Source organism: Streptomyces celluloflavus, from assembly GCA_000720995.1.
Classification (GTDB): Bacteria; Actinomycetota; Actinomycetes; order Streptomycetales; family Streptomycetaceae; genus Streptomyces; species Streptomyces celluloflavus.
Window position 1 is genome coordinate 121,375 of record JOEL01000012.1, and the last position, 17,807, is coordinate 139,181.

Below are 17,807 nucleotides of genomic sequence, written 5' to 3' on the forward strand. Positions count from 1 at the left end.
CCGGCCTGGTCAGTAGAGTTTCCGGTAGGCGTCTTCGAGGCCGCGGTTCATCGCCGCGGGGTCGATGCCGGGCCCGAGCTGGGCGGCGGCCATCTCGCCGGCCGACGGGAGCTCGTCGGCGAGGGCGTGACTGGCGGGGTCCCACAGCCGGGACCGGACGAGCGCGCGACCGCAGTGGAAATATGCCTCCGCCACGTCGACGACGAGCGCCAGCTCCGGTTGTTTGGTCTCGATCCGCATCCGGGCGAGGACATCGGGTTCATCGGTGGGATAGGCGCGCCCGTTGACCCGGAGCGTCTCGCGCATTCCGGGGATCAGGAAGAGCAGTCCGATCCCGTCGTTCTCGGCGAGGTTGCGGAAGGAGTCGGCGATCTTGTTGCCGGGCCGGTCCGGAATCGCCAGCGTGCGCTCGTCGAGGACCTTCACGAACCCCGGATAGTCGCCGCGGGGTGAGCAGTCCGCGCGCCCCGCCGCGTCCGCCGTGGCCAGCGCCAGGAAGGGGGAATGCGCGATGAAGCGGCGGAAGTGCTCATCGATGTGGTCGATGATCTTGGCCTCGATCATGGCTTCGGGCTCACCGAGCCGAGCGCGGACCTCGGCCGGGGACAACCGCCGAGGGCGCGTGCTGGTATGTGTCACGAAGACTCCTTCCGGGGTCGGGCGGCGGCGGTGGGTGGGCAGGGCCGACATCCGTCCGCCTGCCCCAACTCCCTGACGGAATCCGGTGTGCACCGCTCCGCCGCAGCTCATGGCACCATTGTGAGCAATTGCTCAGGTCTTGCGCTACTCGCTTCCGAGCCGCTGCCAAGGAGGGGTCATGACGTCGGGCCACCGCGGACTTCAGCCACGTAAACAGCCACGGCAGGCCCGAGCCGAACTGACCCGGCAGCGCATCCTCACCGCCGCTGCTCACGTTTTCGCCGACCATGGGTACGCCGCCGGGACCACCAACCGGATCGCCGAGCGGGCACGGATCTCGATCGGCTCGCTGTACCAGTACTACCCGAACAAGGACGCGATCCTCGTCGAGCTGATGGCCCGGCATCTCGATACCGGGATGGCAGCCATGGAGCGCCGCCAGAACGAAGAACCGCCCGACTCCATCGTGGAGATCATCCGCGCCTACGTACGGACCGCGACCGAGAACCACCTCGACGACCCGCAGCTGCTGCGCGTGATGCTCGAACAGGCGCCCCGGTCCCCCGAACTGCTGGCGAAGATCTCCCACAACGTGCAGTCGCGCGTCACCTACCTCGGGGAACTGCTCGCCCGCCACCCCGAGGTCCACGTCGGCGACACGCACACCGCGGCCCGGCTCATCGTCTCCACGGTCGAGCTCGTCACCCACCAGCTCATCGCCGCCCCCGACCCCATCGGCATCCCCCGGTTCGAGAACGAACTCATCGCCATGCTCACCCGCTACCTCACGGCCGGGCCGGACGACACGATGAGGCCCGGCGAGCGGGACCGAGCCGATCCGGCTGATCACGAGCACCGGTGACGGTGGGAAGTTGTCTGGCAGGGTCGGTAAGTGTCGGACAGGGCCGGTAATTGCCCGTCAGACGCCGGTAGTTGCCGGTCAGGAGTCGTGGCGGATCCGCCGGGGACATCTCCGCAATCCCCGGTCGCCTGCAATCCCCGTTCGCCCGGGGGGAAGCGAGCCCAAGCGAGCCCACCGGAGGTGAAACCGCGCCGGTTCGTCGGCACGTGGGATCGCGCGGACACGGCTCCCCGGCGAGATCACCCGCCGGTGGGGCGCCTCGTGTACGACCGTGGTGCTACGTGCGTGCGGCGTTGTTCAACCCACGGGCTGACGGCCGGGAGCCGTCCCTCTCATAGCGTCGAAGCATCGGCCGTCGAGAGGAAGGGGCTTGGTGATGACCAAGGCGGGGGAACTGAGCTGGTGTTGTCGGGCGGTGGCCGCGGTGGCTGCCGGGGTGGTGGCCGTCCTCTCCCTCGGGGCGTCGCCTCCTGCCGCGGCCGCTCAGCCGGTCAACGGCTATGGCGGGGCGGTACTGCGGCACGATCTGGACGCGCTGCGCGACCGGGGCGTCGCCGGGGTGCTGGGAGAGGTGCGGGACGGGCCGCGGCGTCTGATCGCGCGCAGCGGGGTCGCCGAGGTGAGGACCGGTCGGCCGGTGCCGTACCGCGGATACTTCCGGATGGGCAGCAACGCCAAGACGTTCACCGCGGTGGTCGTGCTCCAGCTGGCCGGTGCGGGCCGGCTGTCGTTGGACGACCCGGTGGCGAAGTGGTTACCCGGGATGGTCGCCCGCAACGGCAACGACGGCCGGAAGATCACCGTGCGGAACCTCCTCCAGCACACCAGCGGTCTGTACGACTACGCCGACGATCTGGCCGTGCTGACCTCCGCCGAGGGGTACCAGCGGCACCGGTTCGACACCTACCGGCCCGAGCAGCTGGTGGCGCTGGCGATGCGGCACCGGCCCCACTGGGTGCCCGGGGCCGGTGAGCGGCGCTGGGGCTACTCCAACACCGACTACGTCCTGGCCGGTCTGATCATCGAGAGGGCCACGGGCCGCTCCTGGGCCGGGCAGATCCGGGACCGGATCCTCCGCCCGCTCGGGCTGCGTCACACGTTCTCGCCCGGCACCTGGCCGTATCTGCCGGAGCCGCACGCCGAGGGCTACACCCAGTTCACCAAGGACGGTCCGCTGGTCGATACCACGGTCCTCAATCCCAGCCTGAGCGGTGGGGCAGGCGATTTGATCACCACGACCGGTGACCTGATGCGGTTCTGGCAGGCGCTGCTGGGCGGGCGGTTGTTACACCCCGCCCAGTTGCTCGAAATGAAACGGACCGTGGACGCCGTACCGCTGCACAGCCGCTGGCCGGGTGCCCGTGTCGGCCTGGGGATCATGCGATTCCGGCTGACCTGTGGGGGAAGAGACCGCGGCTGGTACTGGACGCACGACGGCGGGATCCCCGGCTATTCGACCCGCAACGGCTTCAGCGAGGACGGGCGGCGCGGCATCGTCCTCTCGCTGTCCACGGTGCTGCGGGGTGAACCGGCGGGCAAGACCGGCGATCTGGCCATCGCCCACGCACTGTGCGGCGGCACGGACCTCGGCAAGGGAGCACGCACATGAAGCGGCTCCGCAGCTCCGTACTGGCCGCCGTACTGATGGGCGCGGCCGTGGTGGTCCCGGCGAGCCCGCTCCCCAGCGCGGCATCGGCCAGGGGTGACGTCGGGCGGGCGCTGGACGAGCTGACGCACGGTGACGGTCTGCCCGGCGCCGTGGCGAGGGTGACCGACCGCTCCGGGCGGACGACGGCATATGTCAGCGGGGTCGCCGACACGGAGACCCGGAGCCCGATGCCGCGCGACGGCCACCTCCGGATGGCCAGCAACGTCAAGTCGTTGGTCGCCACCGTGGTCCTGCAACTGGTGGGTGAGGACAGGATGTCGCTGGACGCACCGGTGGCGGTCTACCTTCCGGGCGTGGTGCCGGCGAGGGCCGGAGACGCGGACAAGATCACGATCCGGCAGCTCCTGCGGCACACCAGCGGCCTCCACGAGTACACCGACGGGCTGCCGGACCATCAGAACTTCGCGCCGTTCGCGCACTACACCCGGGACGATCTGCTCCGCCTCGCCTTCGCGAAGGGCCCCGACTTCCCGCCCGGCACCCGGTGGAAGTACTCCGGCACCGGCTACCTCCTGCTGGGCATGGTGATCGAGAAGGTCACCGGGCATCCGTGGCGGAGCGAGGTCACCACCCGGATCTTCGACCGCGCCGGGATGCGCGACAGCTACTTCCCCAAGGAGTACGAATACGGCCTCCGGGATCCGTACGCGCACGGCTATCTCCAGCTCCCGGCGAAGGGCACTGCGGTGACGGCGGCGGACGTGACGCCTCTGGACCCCTCGCGCAGCGACGCCGGCGGCGACGGCATCTCCACGCCCGGAGACCTGACCAGGTTCTACACCGCACTGCTCGGTGGCCGGCTGCTCCGGCCGGACCTGCTCGCCCAGATGCAGCAGGTCGTTCCCACGCCACGCTCTCCCGGATCACCGGAACTCGCCTACGGGCTGGGCCTGGGCCGCTACACCCTGCCCTGCGGCGGCTACGCATGGGGCAACGGCGGCACCACCCGAGGCTTCCAGACCGTCTCCGGCCTCACCACCGACGGCGGCGGACAGGTCCGGCAGGCCGTGACGATCGAGGTCAACTCCACCTTCGGACCCCGGCCCGCGGAAACTGCCCACTTCTTCGCCGCCCTGTTCGCCGGTCTCTGTCCACGGTCATGAACACCGGGGCGGAACGGACGGAGAACCCGGGCGCCGGGTCGCACACCCGTGGCGCGGCGCATCCTCGCCGGAGGCGCGATCCTGGCGGCCCGTCCACGACGAGCGAGGTGGCACAACGATGAGCGGCACGGGCGTCCGGCGCGTCGGCGAGCTGACCGCACGGCATCCACTCGCCACCGACGCCGTCTTCACCCTCGGTGTCATGGTGCTGGGCCTGCCGAGTGTGGTGGGACCGCATCCGGCACAGGTCGGTGCCTCGCCATGGCTGCTGCGGCTGTTGCAGATCGGCCTGACGGCACCGCTGCTGTGGCGGCGCCGACGGCCGCTGACGGTCTGCTACGCCATCGCAGCGGTGGCCGTGGTGCAGTGGCTGCTGCCGGGCGGCTGGCTCCAGGGCGATATCGCCCTGCTCATCGCCGTGTACGGCGTCGCGGCGCGGACGGCGCGGTCCCGGCTGCTCCCGGTCATCGCCGTTTACGAGGCGACGGCCGTACTGATAGCCGTCCGTTGGCAGCCGTCGGACTGGCCGGCCGCGCTCGTGCTGCTCACCGTTGCCGGCGGCGCCACCGTCGCGCTCGGCGTCGCCGTCCGGTTCCGTCGTGCATATCTCGCCGCCCTGTGGGACCGGGCCGAGCGGATGGAGGTCGAACGCGACCAGCGCGCCCGGCTGTCCGCCGCCGCCGAGCGTGCCCGCATCGCCAGAGAGATGCACGACATCATCACGCACAATCTCTCGGTGATGATCGGACTCGCGGACGGCGCCCGCTACAGCCTCCGGAGCACCCCCGAACGTGCCGAGCAGGCGATGGAGGGGGTGTCCGCCACCGGGCGCCAGGCCCTGGGCGAGCTGCGTCGCCTGCTGCACGTCCTGGGCGAGGAGGAGCCGACGCCCGGACTCGGCCCGCAGCCGGGCCTCGCCGAACTCGACGGCCTCCTCGACCGGGTACGCGACGCCGGCCTCCCGGTCGAGCTCCGGACCAGCGGAGACCCGCCGAACCCGCCGAACCCGTCGGACCCGTCGGACCCGTCGGACCCGTCGGACCTGACAGACCTGCCCGCCGGGCTGCAACTGGCCGTCTACCGCATCGCGCAGGAGGCGCTCACCAACACCCTCAAACACGGCGGTCGCGACGCGACGGCCCGCGTCCGGCTGCGCTCCCTGCCCGATGCCGTCGAGGTCGAGATCGTGGACACCGGGCGAGGCGAGCGCCACCGCGGGTCCGAGGGGCGGGGGATCGCCGGGATAACGGAACGCGCGTCCGCCTATGGCGGCACCGTAGAAGCGGGGCCACACGCCGGCGGCGGGTGGCGGGTCCGCGCCCGCCTCAGCATTCAGCCCGCCGGACACGGCGGGGCACCGACCCGGTCGTGGGAGTGATGGCCAATGACCACCGTGTTGATCGTCGATGATCAGCCGCTCCAGCGGATGGGTTTCCGCCTGGTGCTGGAGAACCAGGCGGACATGACGGTGGTGGGCGAGGCCGCGCACGGGGCGGAGGCGGTGCGTGTGACGGCCGCCCTGTCCCCCGATGTCGTCCTGATGGACGTGCGGATGCAGGGTATGGACGGTATCGAGGCCACCCACCGCATCGCCGCGTCCGGCAGCCGCTCGCGCGTCCTGATCCTCACCACGTTCGACCTCGACGAATACGCCTACGCGGGGCTGCGCGCGGGCGCGAGCGGGTTTCTGCTCAAGGACGCGCTGCCCACGGAACTGATCTCCGGCATCCGCGCCGTCGCCACCGGGGACGCCGTCGTCGCCCCGAGCCTGACACGCCGGCTGCTCACCCGGTTCGCCCCGCACTTGCCCGGCCCCGAACCACACGGTCCGCACCAGGACACCCGGCTGGCCCGTCTCACGGACCGGGAGCGCGAAGTCCTCATCGCGATCGCCAACGGCTGCACCAACCACGAAATCGCCGAGCGCCTCGTCCTGGCGGAGTCGACCGTCAAGACCCACATCGGCCGGATCCTCGCCAAGGTGGAAGCGCGCGACCGCGTCCAGGCGGTCATCTTCGCCTACGACACCGGACTCGTCCGGCCGGCATAGCCGCGGAGGCGGCAAGAGGAGCACACAGCAAGAGGAGTGCCCGGACCCCTAACTTCCGCTCACCCAGCATCACTTCGGCGGACGTCCGTGGCCGGTCGCGGCCCCCGACGGGCCCGTACCGTCCTGCCCGTCTTTACGAGTCCGTGACGAACGGGGAGGCAACGCCCTCCTGGGACGTACCGTCTTCTCCGTCGACAGTGCACCGATTGCCGGGCAACTCCGGTAATCGGGATGGAAGTTGAAGATCCCGATGAAAGGGATGGAACACCATGTTCAACACGAAGCGACGCTCTCTGCGCCTGGCCACCGTCGGCGCGGTCGGAGCGGCCGCGGTCGCCCTGGCCACGGTTCCCGCCTTCGCCAAGGGGGAACTCGACATCACCGTGACCCCGCGCACCGTGGCCGTCGGCCAGACGGTCAAGGTGGCCGCCAGCGGCGGCGACGACGCGGCGCCGTACCTGCTGACCTGTGTCGAGGAGCGCATCAACGGCAAGGGGGCGTGGCGCGCCATCGAGTGCGGCAAGCTGGTCGCCACCGGATATGACGCCAAGGTCAACACCTCGGTGAAGGCGGAGCAGCGCGGCACTCTCCAGTTCCGCGCCGTGCTGTACGGCTACCAGGGGGCGCACGACGAGCACCCGGTGAAGGAGCGGACCACGGCCGTCCAGACCGTCACGGTCCGCTGACCCGTCTCCACGCCGTATCACAAGGCCGTATGGCCGGTTCGTATCGCAAGACCGTCACGGTCCGCTGATCCGTGACGTGCGGGTGGGCCCGCCGCGTCTCGCACACGCGGCGGGCCCGCCCGTATCCACACTCTCATCCGCGCCCGGTACCCCGCACCACCGCCTCTCGCGCGGCTCCCTTAAGGTGCGGGCATGGCAGACGCGTCGACGGACCCGGGTATACCCGGCCACCGCAGCGCCGGACGGTATCTGTGGTGGCTGGTTGCCAGTCAGCCGTGGCGCGTTGCCCGCGGGGCGACTCTGGGCAGTCTGTGGATGGTCGCGCTGATGCTGCCCCCGTATGTGCTGTCGCGCGCCATCGACGACGGGCTGACGCCCGGCCGGACGGCGACGCTGCTCGGCTGGTCCGCGGTGCTGCTGGCCGTCGGTGCGCTGAACGCCTGGCTGGCGATCATGCGGCATCGCACGATGACCAGGATCCGGATGGACGCCAGCATCCGTACGGTGCGGGCTCTGGTGGCGCAGACGATGCGGCTGGGCGCCGCGCTGCCGCGCAAGGTGACGGCCGGGGAGGTCGTCACGATCGGCATCGGCGATGTCGCGGTCATCAGCCAGACGTTGACCATCACCGGTCCGGGCGTCGGGGCGGTCCTCGCGTATGTGGTCGTCGCCGTCCTGCTGCTGAACGTCTCCCCGCTGCTCGCCGCGACGGTGCTGCTGGGCGTGCCGTTGCTCGCGGTGCTGGTCGGGCCGCTGCTGGGCCGGCTGGCGGGTGTCGAGACGCGGTACCGGGAGCAGCAGAGCGGACTCGCCGCCCGGCTCACGGACCTGGTCGGCGGGCTGCGCGTCCTCAACGGGCTCGGCGGCAAAGACGTGTTCGCGGCACGCTACCGGCACGATTCGCAGTCGCTTCGGGCGGAGGGCTACCGGGTCGGGGCGGTGGCGAGCTGGATCCAGGCGCTCGGGGTCGGTCTGCCGACGCTCTTCCTCGCCGCGGTGACCTGGCTCGCGGCGCGGATGGCGGCCCAGGGAACCATCACCGTCGGCGAGTTGGTCGCGGTCTACGGGTATACGGCGACACTGGTGGCGCCGGTGACGTTCCTCATCGAGGGCGGATATGACCTCACCCGGGGGCTGGTCGCCGCCCGGCGGGTGGTGCGGTTCCTGGGGCTGGAGCCGGATTCGGTACGGCCGGAAGCCGTACGGAAGGATTCGGTACGGACGGATTCGGTACGGCCGGAAGCCGCGGAGCCGGGGGCCGTACGGCCGAAAACCCTGCGGCTGGATTCCGCCGAGCCGGATTCCGTAGCCGCCGCTTCCGCGACGGCGGATCCCGTGGACGGCCCGGAGGAACGCGGGACCCGTGACGGCGCGGGCCCCGAAATGGCTGCCGTGCTGCGCGATCCGGTGTCCGGTGTCGAGGTGCTGCCCGGGTCGTTGACCGCGCTGGCCGGCGGCCGGCCCGCGGCGTCCGCGGCGGTGCTCGACCGGCTCGGCGGGTTCGCGGATTCGGCGGCGACCTGGGGTGCCGTACGCCTCGACGAGATCGCCCTGGCGCGGCTCCGCGACCGGATCCTGGTCGCGGACAACGAGGCGGACCTGTTCGCCGGGACGCTGCGCGAGGTGGTTTCCGGACGGCGGGACCGGCCCGAGGAGGCGATCCATCGCGCCCTCCACACGGCCCTGGCCCAGGACATCGTCCACGGGCTGCCGGACGGGCTCGACTCGGCGGTCGAGGCGCGGGGCCGCAATCTCTCCGGCGGCCAGCGGCAGCGCCTGCGCCTGGTGCGGGCGCTGCTGGCCGACCCCGAGGTGCTGCTCGCGGTCGAACCGACCTCCGCGGTGGACGCGCACACCGAGGCGGGTATCGCGGCCCGGCTGCACACCGCGCGGGCCGGCCGTACGACCGTCGTCACCAGCACCTCGCCGCTTCTGCTGGACCGTGCGGACACCGTGTACTACCTGGTGGACGGCCAGGTCGCCGCCGTCGGCAGCCATCGCGAACTCCTCGCCGGGGAGCCCGGATACCGCCGGCTGGTGTCCCGCGGGGAGGACGACGGCGAGGGCGAGGGCCGAAGCGACAGCGGGAACGGGAGCCAGGGCGACGCGGACGCGGCGGACAGTGCTCTCACTCCCTCCGCCGTATCCGCCCCCCGCGCTCCGGCAACCCAGGACGGTGTCCGATGAGCTCGGCGACCGGCGGCGCGCTGCCCGTGGCCGATGCGGCCAGGACCCGGCGGGCGGCGGCCCGGCTGATCCGGCTGGACGGCCGCGCCTTCGCCCTCCTGCTCCTGCTCAACGCGTTGGCCGCCGGCGCCGGACTCGTCGGGCCCTGGCTGCTCGGCCGGATCATCGACGTGGTGCGGACCGGTGGCACGGTGGCCACCGTGGACCGGCTGGCGCTGGTCATCCTGGTCTGCGCGCTGGCGCAGCTGCTGCTCGCGCGCTACGCCCGGTATGTCGGGCACCGCTTCGGCGAGCGGACCGTGGCGCGGGTCCGCGAGCAGTTCGTCGACCGGGCGCTGGCGCTGCCCGCCGCGACCGTGGAGCGGGCCGGTACGGGCGATCTGGCCAGCCGCGGCACGACGGATGTCACGACGGTCGGGCAGACGTTGCGCGATGCCGCGCCCGAGGTGTTCATCGCCGTGGTCCAGGTGCTGTTCATCCTCGGCGCGGTCGTGGTGCTCGATCCGGTGCTCGGCGCGTGCAGCCTGGGGCTGCTGGGCATTCTGTTCGCCACCCGGTGGTATCTGCGCCGTGCGCGCACCGCGTACCTGGCCGAGGGCGCGGCCAATTCGGCGCTCGCCGAGATGCTCGCGGCGAACGCGGCGGGCGCGCGGACGATCGAGGCGCTCGGTTTGCAGGAGCGCCGGACCGCGGCGAGCGGGGCGGCGATCGAGCGGTTCCGCCGCACCCGTCTGCGCACGCTCTTCCTGCGCAGCGTGCTCTTCCCCGCCGTGGACGCCTCGTACGCCCTGCCGGTGGTCGGCGCGCTGCTGGTCGGCGGGGTGCTGCACGGGCAGGGCGCGCTGAGCCTGGGCGTGGTCGTCTCCGCGGCGCTGTATCTGCGGCAGTTGTCGGCGCCGATGGACTCGATCCTGTACTGGGTCGAGCAGATGCAGAGCAGCGCTGCCGCCTTCGCCCGGGTCGAGGGGCTGGGCGGTGCTCCGGGCGCCGCCTCCGCGCCCGCGGGCGCCGCCTCCCCCGCCCCCGTCGACGACCGCATCGACGTCACGGGTGTGCACTACGCGTACGACGTCCCGGGGGGCGGCGATCGGAGCGGGACCGACACGGCCGTCGGCCGGACCGGCCCCGGAGCCCGCGACACGGCCGGCACCGCGACCGCCGAAACCACCACCGGCACCACAGCCGTCACCACAACCACCGCGACCGCGCCCGACACCGCGCCCCCCATCACCACAGCACCCACCAACGACACACCCACCAGCGGCACAATCCCCCACACCCCACCCAAAACCGCCCCCCGCGACGTCCTGCGCAGCGTCGATCTGACCGTGCGCCCCGGCGAGCGGATCGCGCTGGTCGGGCCCTCGGGTGCGGGCAAGTCCACCCTCGGCAGGCTGCTCGCGGGCATCGATGCGCCGCGCACCGGATCGGTGACGGTCGGGCGGGTGCCGATCGCCGAACTGGCCCCCGATGTGCTGCGCCGGCAGGTCGTCCTCGTCACCCAGGAGCACCATGTGTTCCTGGGCACCGTCCGGGACAATCTGCGGATCGCCGCGCCCCGCGCCGGTGACGACGAGCTGCGCGCCGCGCTCGCCGCCGTCGGGGCCGACTGGGCCGCGGAGCTGCCGGCCGGTCTGGACACCGAGCTGGGTGCCGACGGCCACCACCCCGACGGCTCGCAGTCCCAGCAACTCGCGCTGGCCCGTGTGGTGCTGGCGGATCCGCACACCGTGATCCTGGACGAGGCGACGGCGCTGCTCGACCCGCGGACGGCGCGGCGTACGGAGCGCGCGCTGGCCGCCGTCCTGGAGGGCCGTACGGTCATCGCCATCGCGCACCGGCTGCACACCGCGCACGACGCGGACCGGGTGGCCGTGATGGAGGGCGGCCGGCTGACCGAAATCGGCACCCATGACGAGCTGGTGGCGGCCGACGGCGCGTATGCCGCCCTGTGGCGCTCCTGGCACGGCGAACGCCGCGACCGCCCGGACGGCAGCCCCCTCCCGTAACTCCTCACCTCCCGCACCACCCGTTACGGGAGCCGCTCCCGCCACCCCCGTAACCAGGCCCGTTCCACCGCGCCGTTGACGGAATCGACCCGCCATCCCGCCCCGTCCGTCATACGGACACGCCTTCCGGTCAACGGACAGTTTCCGGCCAAAAAGTTGAACGGAGCCTGACAAGAACGCGTCAAGGGTGGCACTCTTCCCCGCAACCGCCGCACGGACCCCCACAGCCCCACTCCTCGCGGCAGCCGCTCCACCGGTCCCATCAGTTCCGCCGTTTCCACCCGCTCCACCGGATCCGTCTCCCCCCACACGTTCCATGTGTTCTGCCTCGCTCTGCCCGGACGGCCGCTTCGCCGCCCGGTCCCCCTCGGCCGCGCGCCTCGGCGCCGGCCACCGCAGAAGGAGTCAGCGTGAGACGCACCCCCCATCGGCGCGCCGTAGCGACCAGCGCACTGGTCGCCGCCACGGCGATGCTGGCCGTCGGCGTACAGGCCGGCACCGGCACGGCGGCCGCCCCGCCACCGGGCACCCCGCACGCCGCGCCCGCCGCCGGCGCCCTGCCGGCCAAGCTCTCCCCGTCCCAGCGTGCGGAGCTGATACGGGAAGCCGGCGCCACCACCGCGCAGACCGCCCAGCGGCTGAACCTCGGAGCCAAGGAGAAGCTGGTCGTCAAGGACGTCTCGAAGGACGTCGACGGCACCACGCACACCCGCTACGAGCGCACCTACGACGGGCTGCCCGTCCTCGGCGGCGACCTGGTCGTGCACGAGAACAAGGCCGGCGCGGTCAAGGGCATCACCAAGTCCGTGCAGGCGCAGATCAAGGTCACCGGCACCACCGCGAAGATCGCCCCGGCCATCGCCGAGACGAAGGCCGTCAAGTCGGCGCAGGCGCAGGGATCGAAGCAGACCGAGGCCGCCACGGCGCCGCACAAGGTGATCTGGGCCGCCGACGGCAAGCCGGTGCTCGCGTACGAGACCGTGGTCGGCGGGCTCCAGGACGACGGCACCCCCAACCAGCTGCACGTCATCACGGACGCCACGACCGGTGCCAAGATCTTCGAGTACCAGGGCATCGAGAACGGCGTCGGGCACAGCGAGTACAGCGGCCAGGTGACGATCGGCACCTCCGGCTCCGCGCCGTCGTTCACGCTGACCGACACCACGCGCGGCAACCACAAGACGTACAACCTCAACCACGGCTCGTCCGGCACCGGCAGCCTGTTCACCAACTCCACCGACGAGTGGGGCGACGGCACCGCGACGAACGTGCAGACCGCCGCCGTCGACGCGGCCTACGGCGCGCAGGAGACCTGGGACTACTACAAGAACGTGCACGGCCGCACCGGCATCAAGGGTGACGGCGTCGGCGCGTACTCCCGCGTCCACTACGGCAACAGCTACGTCAACGCGTTCTGGGACGACAGCTGCTTCTGCATGACGTACGGCGACGGCGCGGGCAACAAGGCGCCGCTGACCGCCCTGGACGTGGCGGGCCACGAGATGTCGCACGGCGTGACCGCGGCCACCGCGGGTCTCAACTACAGCGGTGAGTCCGGCGGCCTCAACGAGGGCACCTCGGACATCTTCGGCACCGCCGTCGAGTTCTACGCCAACAACCCGTCGGACCCCGGTGACTACCTCATCGGCGAGAAGATCGACATCAACGGCGACGGCACCCCGCTGCGCTACATGGACAAGCCCTCCAAGGACGGCATGTCGGCCGACTACTGGTCGAGCACCGTCGGCAACAAGGACGTCCACTACTCCTCGGGTGTCGCCAACCACTTCTTCTACCTGCTGGCCGAGGGCAGCGGTGCGAAGGACATCAACGGCGTCCACTACGACAGCCCGACCTACGACAACCAGCCCGTGCCCGGCATCGGGCGGGCCAACGCCGAGAAGGTCTGGTTCAAGGCCCTCAGCCAGTACATGAGCGCCAACACCAACTACGCGGCGGCGCGCACCGCCACGCTCTCCGCGGCCGCCGACCTCTTCGGCCAGGGCAGCGCGACGTACAACACGGTCGCCAACACCTGGGCGGCGGTCAACGTCGGCTCGCGCGTCCCGGACGGCGGCGCGGTCACCGTCACCAACCCCGGCAGCCAGACCAGCACGGTCGGCCAGGCGGCCAGCCTCCAGATCAAGGCGAGCAGCGGCACCACGGGCTCGCTGTCGTACGCGGCGACCGGGCTGCCCGCCGGGCTCTCCATCGACGCGAACAGCGGTCTGATCTCCGGCACGCCCACCACGGCCGGCAGCAGCAGCGTGAAGGTCACGGTCACCGACGCGGCGAAGAAGACCGGTGCCGCGGACTTCAGCTGGACGGTCAACGCGGCCGGCGGCAGCAATGTCTTCGAGAGCAACGTCAAGGTGTCGATCCCGGACGCGGGCGCGGCGGTCACCTCCCCGATCACCGTCAGCCGCAGCGGCAACGCACCCAGCGCGCTGAAGGTGACCGTGGACATCGTCCACCCCTACCGCGGCGACCTGGTCGTGCACCTGATCTCCCCGGACGGCACGGCCTACCTGCTGAAGAACTACAGCCCGTTCGACTCGGCGGCCAACGTCAAGGCGACGTACACCGTCAACGCGTCCGCCAAGGCCGCGAGCGGCACCTGGAAGCTGCGGGCCCAGGACGTCTACGCGGGCGACTCGGGCTACATCAACGGCTGGAAGCTGACCTTCTGACCGTGCGGCGTCACCCAGGCTTCACCGACGTGTGGCAGATATCGGCCACGCCTCACAACTGACCTGGTCAGCACCCCAGTTGGGCGTCGTTCCCGGATCTCCGGGGGCGGCGCCCAGCTCCGTTATGCGAACAGGGATCTCCTCTCTACGGACGATTTTCAGCCAACCTTCGAACACCCTCCTGACATGCACGCGTTCGAAATGGCAGTCTTCCCGACGCACGTCACACCCGCATCGCTTTGCACCCCCCACCTCTTGGCAAAGTTGAAGGAGAACCGTGACCCCCCGCATTTCCCGCAAGACCCGTGTGACCGGAACCGTCGTCGTCGCCGCCGCGGCCCTGCTGGCCGCTGGCGTCACCACCGGCACCGCCGGTGCGCAGCCCGCCGAGAAGGGCGGCTCGCCGCTCAAGCTCAGCGCCTCGCACCGCGCCGAACTGCTCCGTGACGCGAGCGCCACCAAGGCGCAGACCGCCCAGGAGCTCGGCCTCGGCGCCCAGGAGAAGCTGGTCGTCAAGGACGTCATCAAGGACGTCGACGGCACCACGCACACCCGTTACGAGCGCACCTACGCCGGACTGCCGGTCCTGGGCGGCGACATGGTCGTGCACACCGCCAAGGGCGGCGCGATCAAGGGCACCACCAAGGCGACCCAGAAGTCCCTCAAGGTGGCCTCGACGACCCCGAAGATCGCTCCGCAGGCCGCGCAGCAGTCCGCGCAGGGCGTCGCGACGAAGACCATCGGCGCCAAGAAGGCCACCGCGCAGACCGCCCGCAAGGTCGTCTGGGCCGCCTCCGGCACGCCGGTCCTCGCGTACGAGACCGTCGTCAACAGCGTCCGGAAGGACGGCACGCCCAGCAAGCTGCACGTCATCACCGACGCCAACACCGGCAAGAAGCTGTTCCAGTTCGACGCCATCCACACCGGCAAGGGTGAGAGCGAGTACAGCGGCACCGTCGACCTGGGCACCACCAAGAAGGGCAGCAGCTACACGCTGACCGACGGCGGGCGCGGCGGCCACGTCACCACCAACCTGTCGAACGGCTCGTCCGGCAGCGGCACGCCCTTCACCTCCCCCGACGACAACTGGGGCAACGGCAAGCCCGACAACCCCCAGACCGCGGCCGTCGACGCCCACTACGGCGCGGCCCTGACCTGGGACTACTACAAGAACGTGCACGGCCGCACCGGCATCAAGGGTGACGGCGTCGGCGCCTCCTCGCGCGTCCACTACGGCGACAACTACGTCAACGCGTTCTGGGACGACAGCTGCTTCTGCATGACGTACGGCGACGGCGAGGGCAACAATGCCCCGCTCACCGCCATCGACGTGGCGGCGCACGAGATGTCGCACGGTGTCACCTCCGCCACCGCCAACCTCATCTACAGCGGTGAGTCCGGCGGCCTCAACGAGGGCACCTCGGACATCTTCGGCACCTCGGTCGAGTTCTACGCCAACAACCCGGCGGACCCCGGTGACTACCTCATCGGCGAGAAGATCAACATCAACGGCGACGGCACCCCGCTGCGCTACATGGACAAGCCCAGCAAGGACGGTCAGTCGCAGGACAGCTGGGACTCCAACACCGGCAACCTCGACCCGCACTACTCCTCGGGTGTCGCCAACCACTTCTTCTACCTGCTGTCCGAGGGCAGCGGCGCGAAGGACATCAACGGCGTCCACTACGACAGCCCGACGGCGGACGGCTCCAAGGTCACCGGCATCGGCCGCGACAAGGCCGAGCAGATCTGGTTCAAGGCCCTGAGCGAGTACATGACCTCGAACACCGACTACAAGGCGGCCCGCGAGGCGACCGTCAAGGCCGCCACCGACCTCTACGGCGCGGACAGCGCCGAGGTCAAGGGCGTCGAGTCGGCGTGGACCGGCGTGGCCGTCAACTGACGCAGCGCCGAACGGAGTCCGACCGAGCGGTGAACGCTCCGGGGTGATCCGCCCCGAGCGACGGGCGGTGTCCGGAAGGAACCGGTGGCGGCCAGGGAATTTCCCCGGCCGCCACCACTCCTTCCGGACACCGCCTTTCGGCATTCCGGGTGTTGGTGTGACGGAAGTCGGCGCCACCGATACCGGCGTTGCTGATGCCGACGTTGTTGATGCCGACGTTGTTGATGCTGCATTACGGATATTGGCGTTACGGATGTGGCCTTACGGATGCCGCCCCGCAACTGTCGGCATTTTCGAACATGCCGCCCCGCACCATAAGCCTTTCGGGCGAATCCAGGACTTCTCGCTGTCAATCGGACGGTAGTGGGAACGTTTTCGGCAGTCAGTGTGCCGATCCTCCACCCTTTCGGAAACGCCGGAAGAACCGGAGGCCGCACCCGTCGAAAGTGGGAGGACACCGGATGCGTATTCGACCCCGGACCCGCAGGGCCGTCGCCGGCGCCGCGCTGGCGGGCGCCACCGTCGCGACGTCGCTCATGGCGGTACCGCAGGCCACGGCAGTCCCGACGGCGCGCCACCGGGCGACGGCCGCCGCCATCGCCAACGGCACCTACATGATCAAGACGTTCAGCGGTAAATGCTTCGAAGTGCTCAACCGCAGCACGGCCAACAACTCGCGCATCATCCAGTACACCTGCCGCACGACCGACAACTACTCCGAGAAATTCACCGTCCGGTCGGCCGGGAGCGGCGCTTCAACGATCAGGGTCTTCGACGACAAGTGCCTGGAGATCCAGAACCGGAGCAGGGCGAACAACACACCCATCGTCCAGTACACCTGCCGCTCGAAGGACAACTACACCGAGAAATTCAAAATCGTGAGCGCCGGCGGCGGGAAATACCGCATCAAGACATTCAACGACAAGTGTCTGGAAGTGCGCGGGGGCAGCCGGGCCAACAACGCGCTCATCGTCCAGTACACCTGTCGCACCAAGGACAACGCCAGGCAGCTGTTCCGCTTTCAGCGGGTCTGAGCACGGCCCCGCCCGCGCCGCACCCCGCCCGCGCCGCACCCCGCGCCCACAGTTCCCGCAGCGCCGCGTCGACGACCGCCGGCAGCCGGGTGCGCGGGTGGCGGCCGGGTGCCACGAGAGGGCCGGCGGCGGGATGCCGGCGTCCACCTCGTGGTCACGGCGCGATACGGGGGCCGAAGGACGAACGGCCGTAGCCACGCCGGTCCATCAGCGGCAGGCGGTGGCGAGGTCGCCGGATCCGTTCCCGGATGCGTTCCCGGCCGAGGAAGCCCGCGCGGCCCTCGCCGGTACGGCAGACCTCGGGCGCCGGGTGGCCGGTGAGCCGGCGGTACGCGCGGACGGACCGGACCCCGCCGATGCCCGGCCGCATCTCCCGGAGCGGCTGGTGTGCGCTGCCGCCGCCATGGAGCCGGCCGGTGATCCCGCGCCCGGCGGGGCCGTTCACCGCCGCGCCGGAGTCGGGCGGCAGCGGGACCCGGCCGCCCCGGGCCTGCCGGACAGCCGCGTGCGACCGACGCCCGCCGGGCAGTGCGAACGTGCCGCGCGCGGACGCGCCGTCGGCCTCCCGCGACGCCGTCAGCCGCAGCTCGTCCGGGTCGAGGACCGGGTAGCGCTCCCGCTGACGGCCCTCCCGGGACGGCGGCCGGCGGAAGAGCCGTGCCCGTAGAGCAGCCCCACGCCGGTCAGCGGTAAGCCGAGGCCGCCGACGAGGTCGCCGGGGCCGCCGGAGCACCGGGGCAGCGCGGCCATGACGCCGAACCCGGGCAAGAGGCAGGCGACGGCGGCCGCCACCGGGCCCCGGAATCCGCCGCACCGGCGATATGGCCGATTCCACCCCCGCATGCGGTCTTGTACGGGCTCCGTCGTGGCGAGAGGCTGCGATGTGGCGCCGACGGGCCCCGGCGCGGTACGGACACCCGCACACCACAACTCCGTTGTGATCACCACGAGTTGAGGAGGGGAATGTCGTCCATG

At 71.1% G+C, this 17,807-nt stretch carries 13 protein-coding genes; 11 read left to right on the top strand and 2 right to left on the bottom strand.

Translation table 11 applies throughout. From position 1 onward, the window contains the following. Positions 1 to 9: 9 nt before the first annotated feature. Positions 10 to 639: an MSMEG_1061 family FMN-dependent PPOX-type flavoprotein gene (locus IH09_RS13125; RefSeq protein WP_052856544.1), complete on the bottom strand. Its 630-nt coding sequence runs from the start codon at positions 637 to 639 to the stop codon at positions 10 to 12. A gap of 178 nt (positions 640 to 817) precedes the next feature. Here IH09_RS13125 and IH09_RS13130 point away from each other — a divergent pair, with 178 nt between their 5' ends. The 11 genes from IH09_RS13130 to IH09_RS13180 all read left to right on the top strand — a co-directional run bounded on the left by IH09_RS13130 (position 818) and on the right by IH09_RS13180 (position 16,832). Then, a complete protein-coding gene (locus IH09_RS13130) occupies positions 818 to 1,501 on the top strand; it encodes a TetR/AcrR family transcriptional regulator (protein ID WP_052856375.1) in 684 nt (227 codons plus the stop codon). Between the two features lie 376 nt (positions 1,502 to 1,877). Then, positions 1,878 to 3,110 (top strand): serine hydrolase domain-containing protein, encoded by a 1,233-nt coding sequence (locus tag IH09_RS13135; RefSeq protein ID WP_052856376.1) that lies wholly within the window; start codon positions 1,878 to 1,880, stop codon positions 3,108 to 3,110. After that, the gene (locus IH09_RS13140; protein ID WP_052856377.1) at positions 3,107 to 4,273 is read left to right on the top strand and encodes a serine hydrolase domain-containing protein; all 1,167 of its coding nucleotides are present in this window, start codon (positions 3,107 to 3,109) and stop codon (positions 4,271 to 4,273) included. Before IH09_RS13135 ends, IH09_RS13140 begins: the two co-directional genes overlap by 4 nt. A gap of 118 nt (positions 4,274 to 4,391) precedes the next feature. Then, positions 4,392 to 5,651: a sensor histidine kinase gene (locus IH09_RS13145; protein ID WP_052856378.1), complete on the top strand. Its 1,260-nt coding sequence runs from the start codon at positions 4,392 to 4,394 to the stop codon at positions 5,649 to 5,651. 6 nt (positions 5,652 to 5,657) lie between these two features. Then, positions 5,658 to 6,323 (top strand): response regulator, encoded by a 666-nt coding sequence (locus tag IH09_RS13150; protein WP_052856379.1) that lies wholly within the window; start codon positions 5,658 to 5,660, stop codon positions 6,321 to 6,323. Positions 6,324 to 6,592: 269 nt separating this feature from the next. Further along, on the top strand, positions 6,593 to 7,009 hold the full coding sequence (locus tag IH09_RS13155; protein ID WP_052856380.1) for a hypothetical protein: 417 nt from the start codon (positions 6,593 to 6,595) through the stop codon (positions 7,007 to 7,009). 192 nt (positions 7,010 to 7,201) lie between these two features. Beyond that, complete coding sequence (locus IH09_RS13160; RefSeq protein WP_052856381.1) at positions 7,202 to 9,196, top strand: ABC transporter ATP-binding protein; 1,995 nt, start codon at positions 7,202 to 7,204, stop codon at positions 9,194 to 9,196. Next, positions 9,193 to 11,205 carry an ABC transporter ATP-binding protein gene (locus IH09_RS39835; RefSeq protein ID WP_052856382.1) on the top strand — a complete coding sequence of 671 codons (2,013 nt, stop codon included), beginning with the start codon at positions 9,193 to 9,195 and terminating at the stop codon, positions 11,203 to 11,205. Before IH09_RS13160 ends, IH09_RS39835 begins: the two co-directional genes overlap by 4 nt. A 410-nt stretch (positions 11,206 to 11,615) precedes the next feature. Then, positions 11,616 to 13,895 (top strand): M4 family metallopeptidase, encoded by a 2,280-nt coding sequence (locus IH09_RS13170; protein WP_052856383.1) that lies wholly within the window; start codon positions 11,616 to 11,618, stop codon positions 13,893 to 13,895. A 277-nt stretch (positions 13,896 to 14,172) separates the two neighbouring features. Next, positions 14,173 to 15,798: a M4 family metallopeptidase gene (locus IH09_RS13175; RefSeq protein WP_052856384.1), complete on the top strand. Its 1,626-nt coding sequence runs from the start codon at positions 14,173 to 14,175 to the stop codon at positions 15,796 to 15,798. A 461-nt stretch (positions 15,799 to 16,259) separates the two neighbouring features. Further along, positions 16,260 to 16,832: an RICIN domain-containing protein gene (locus IH09_RS13180; protein WP_052856385.1), complete on the top strand. Its 573-nt coding sequence runs from the start codon at positions 16,260 to 16,262 to the stop codon at positions 16,830 to 16,832. 154 nt (positions 16,833 to 16,986) lie between these two features. On the opposite strand, the gene IH09_RS40605 is transcribed toward IH09_RS13180, so the two are convergent. Then, a complete protein-coding gene (locus IH09_RS40605; protein ID WP_052856386.1) occupies positions 16,987 to 17,277 on the bottom strand; it encodes a hypothetical protein in 291 nt (96 codons plus the stop codon). Positions 17,278 to 17,807 lie beyond the last annotated feature (530 nt).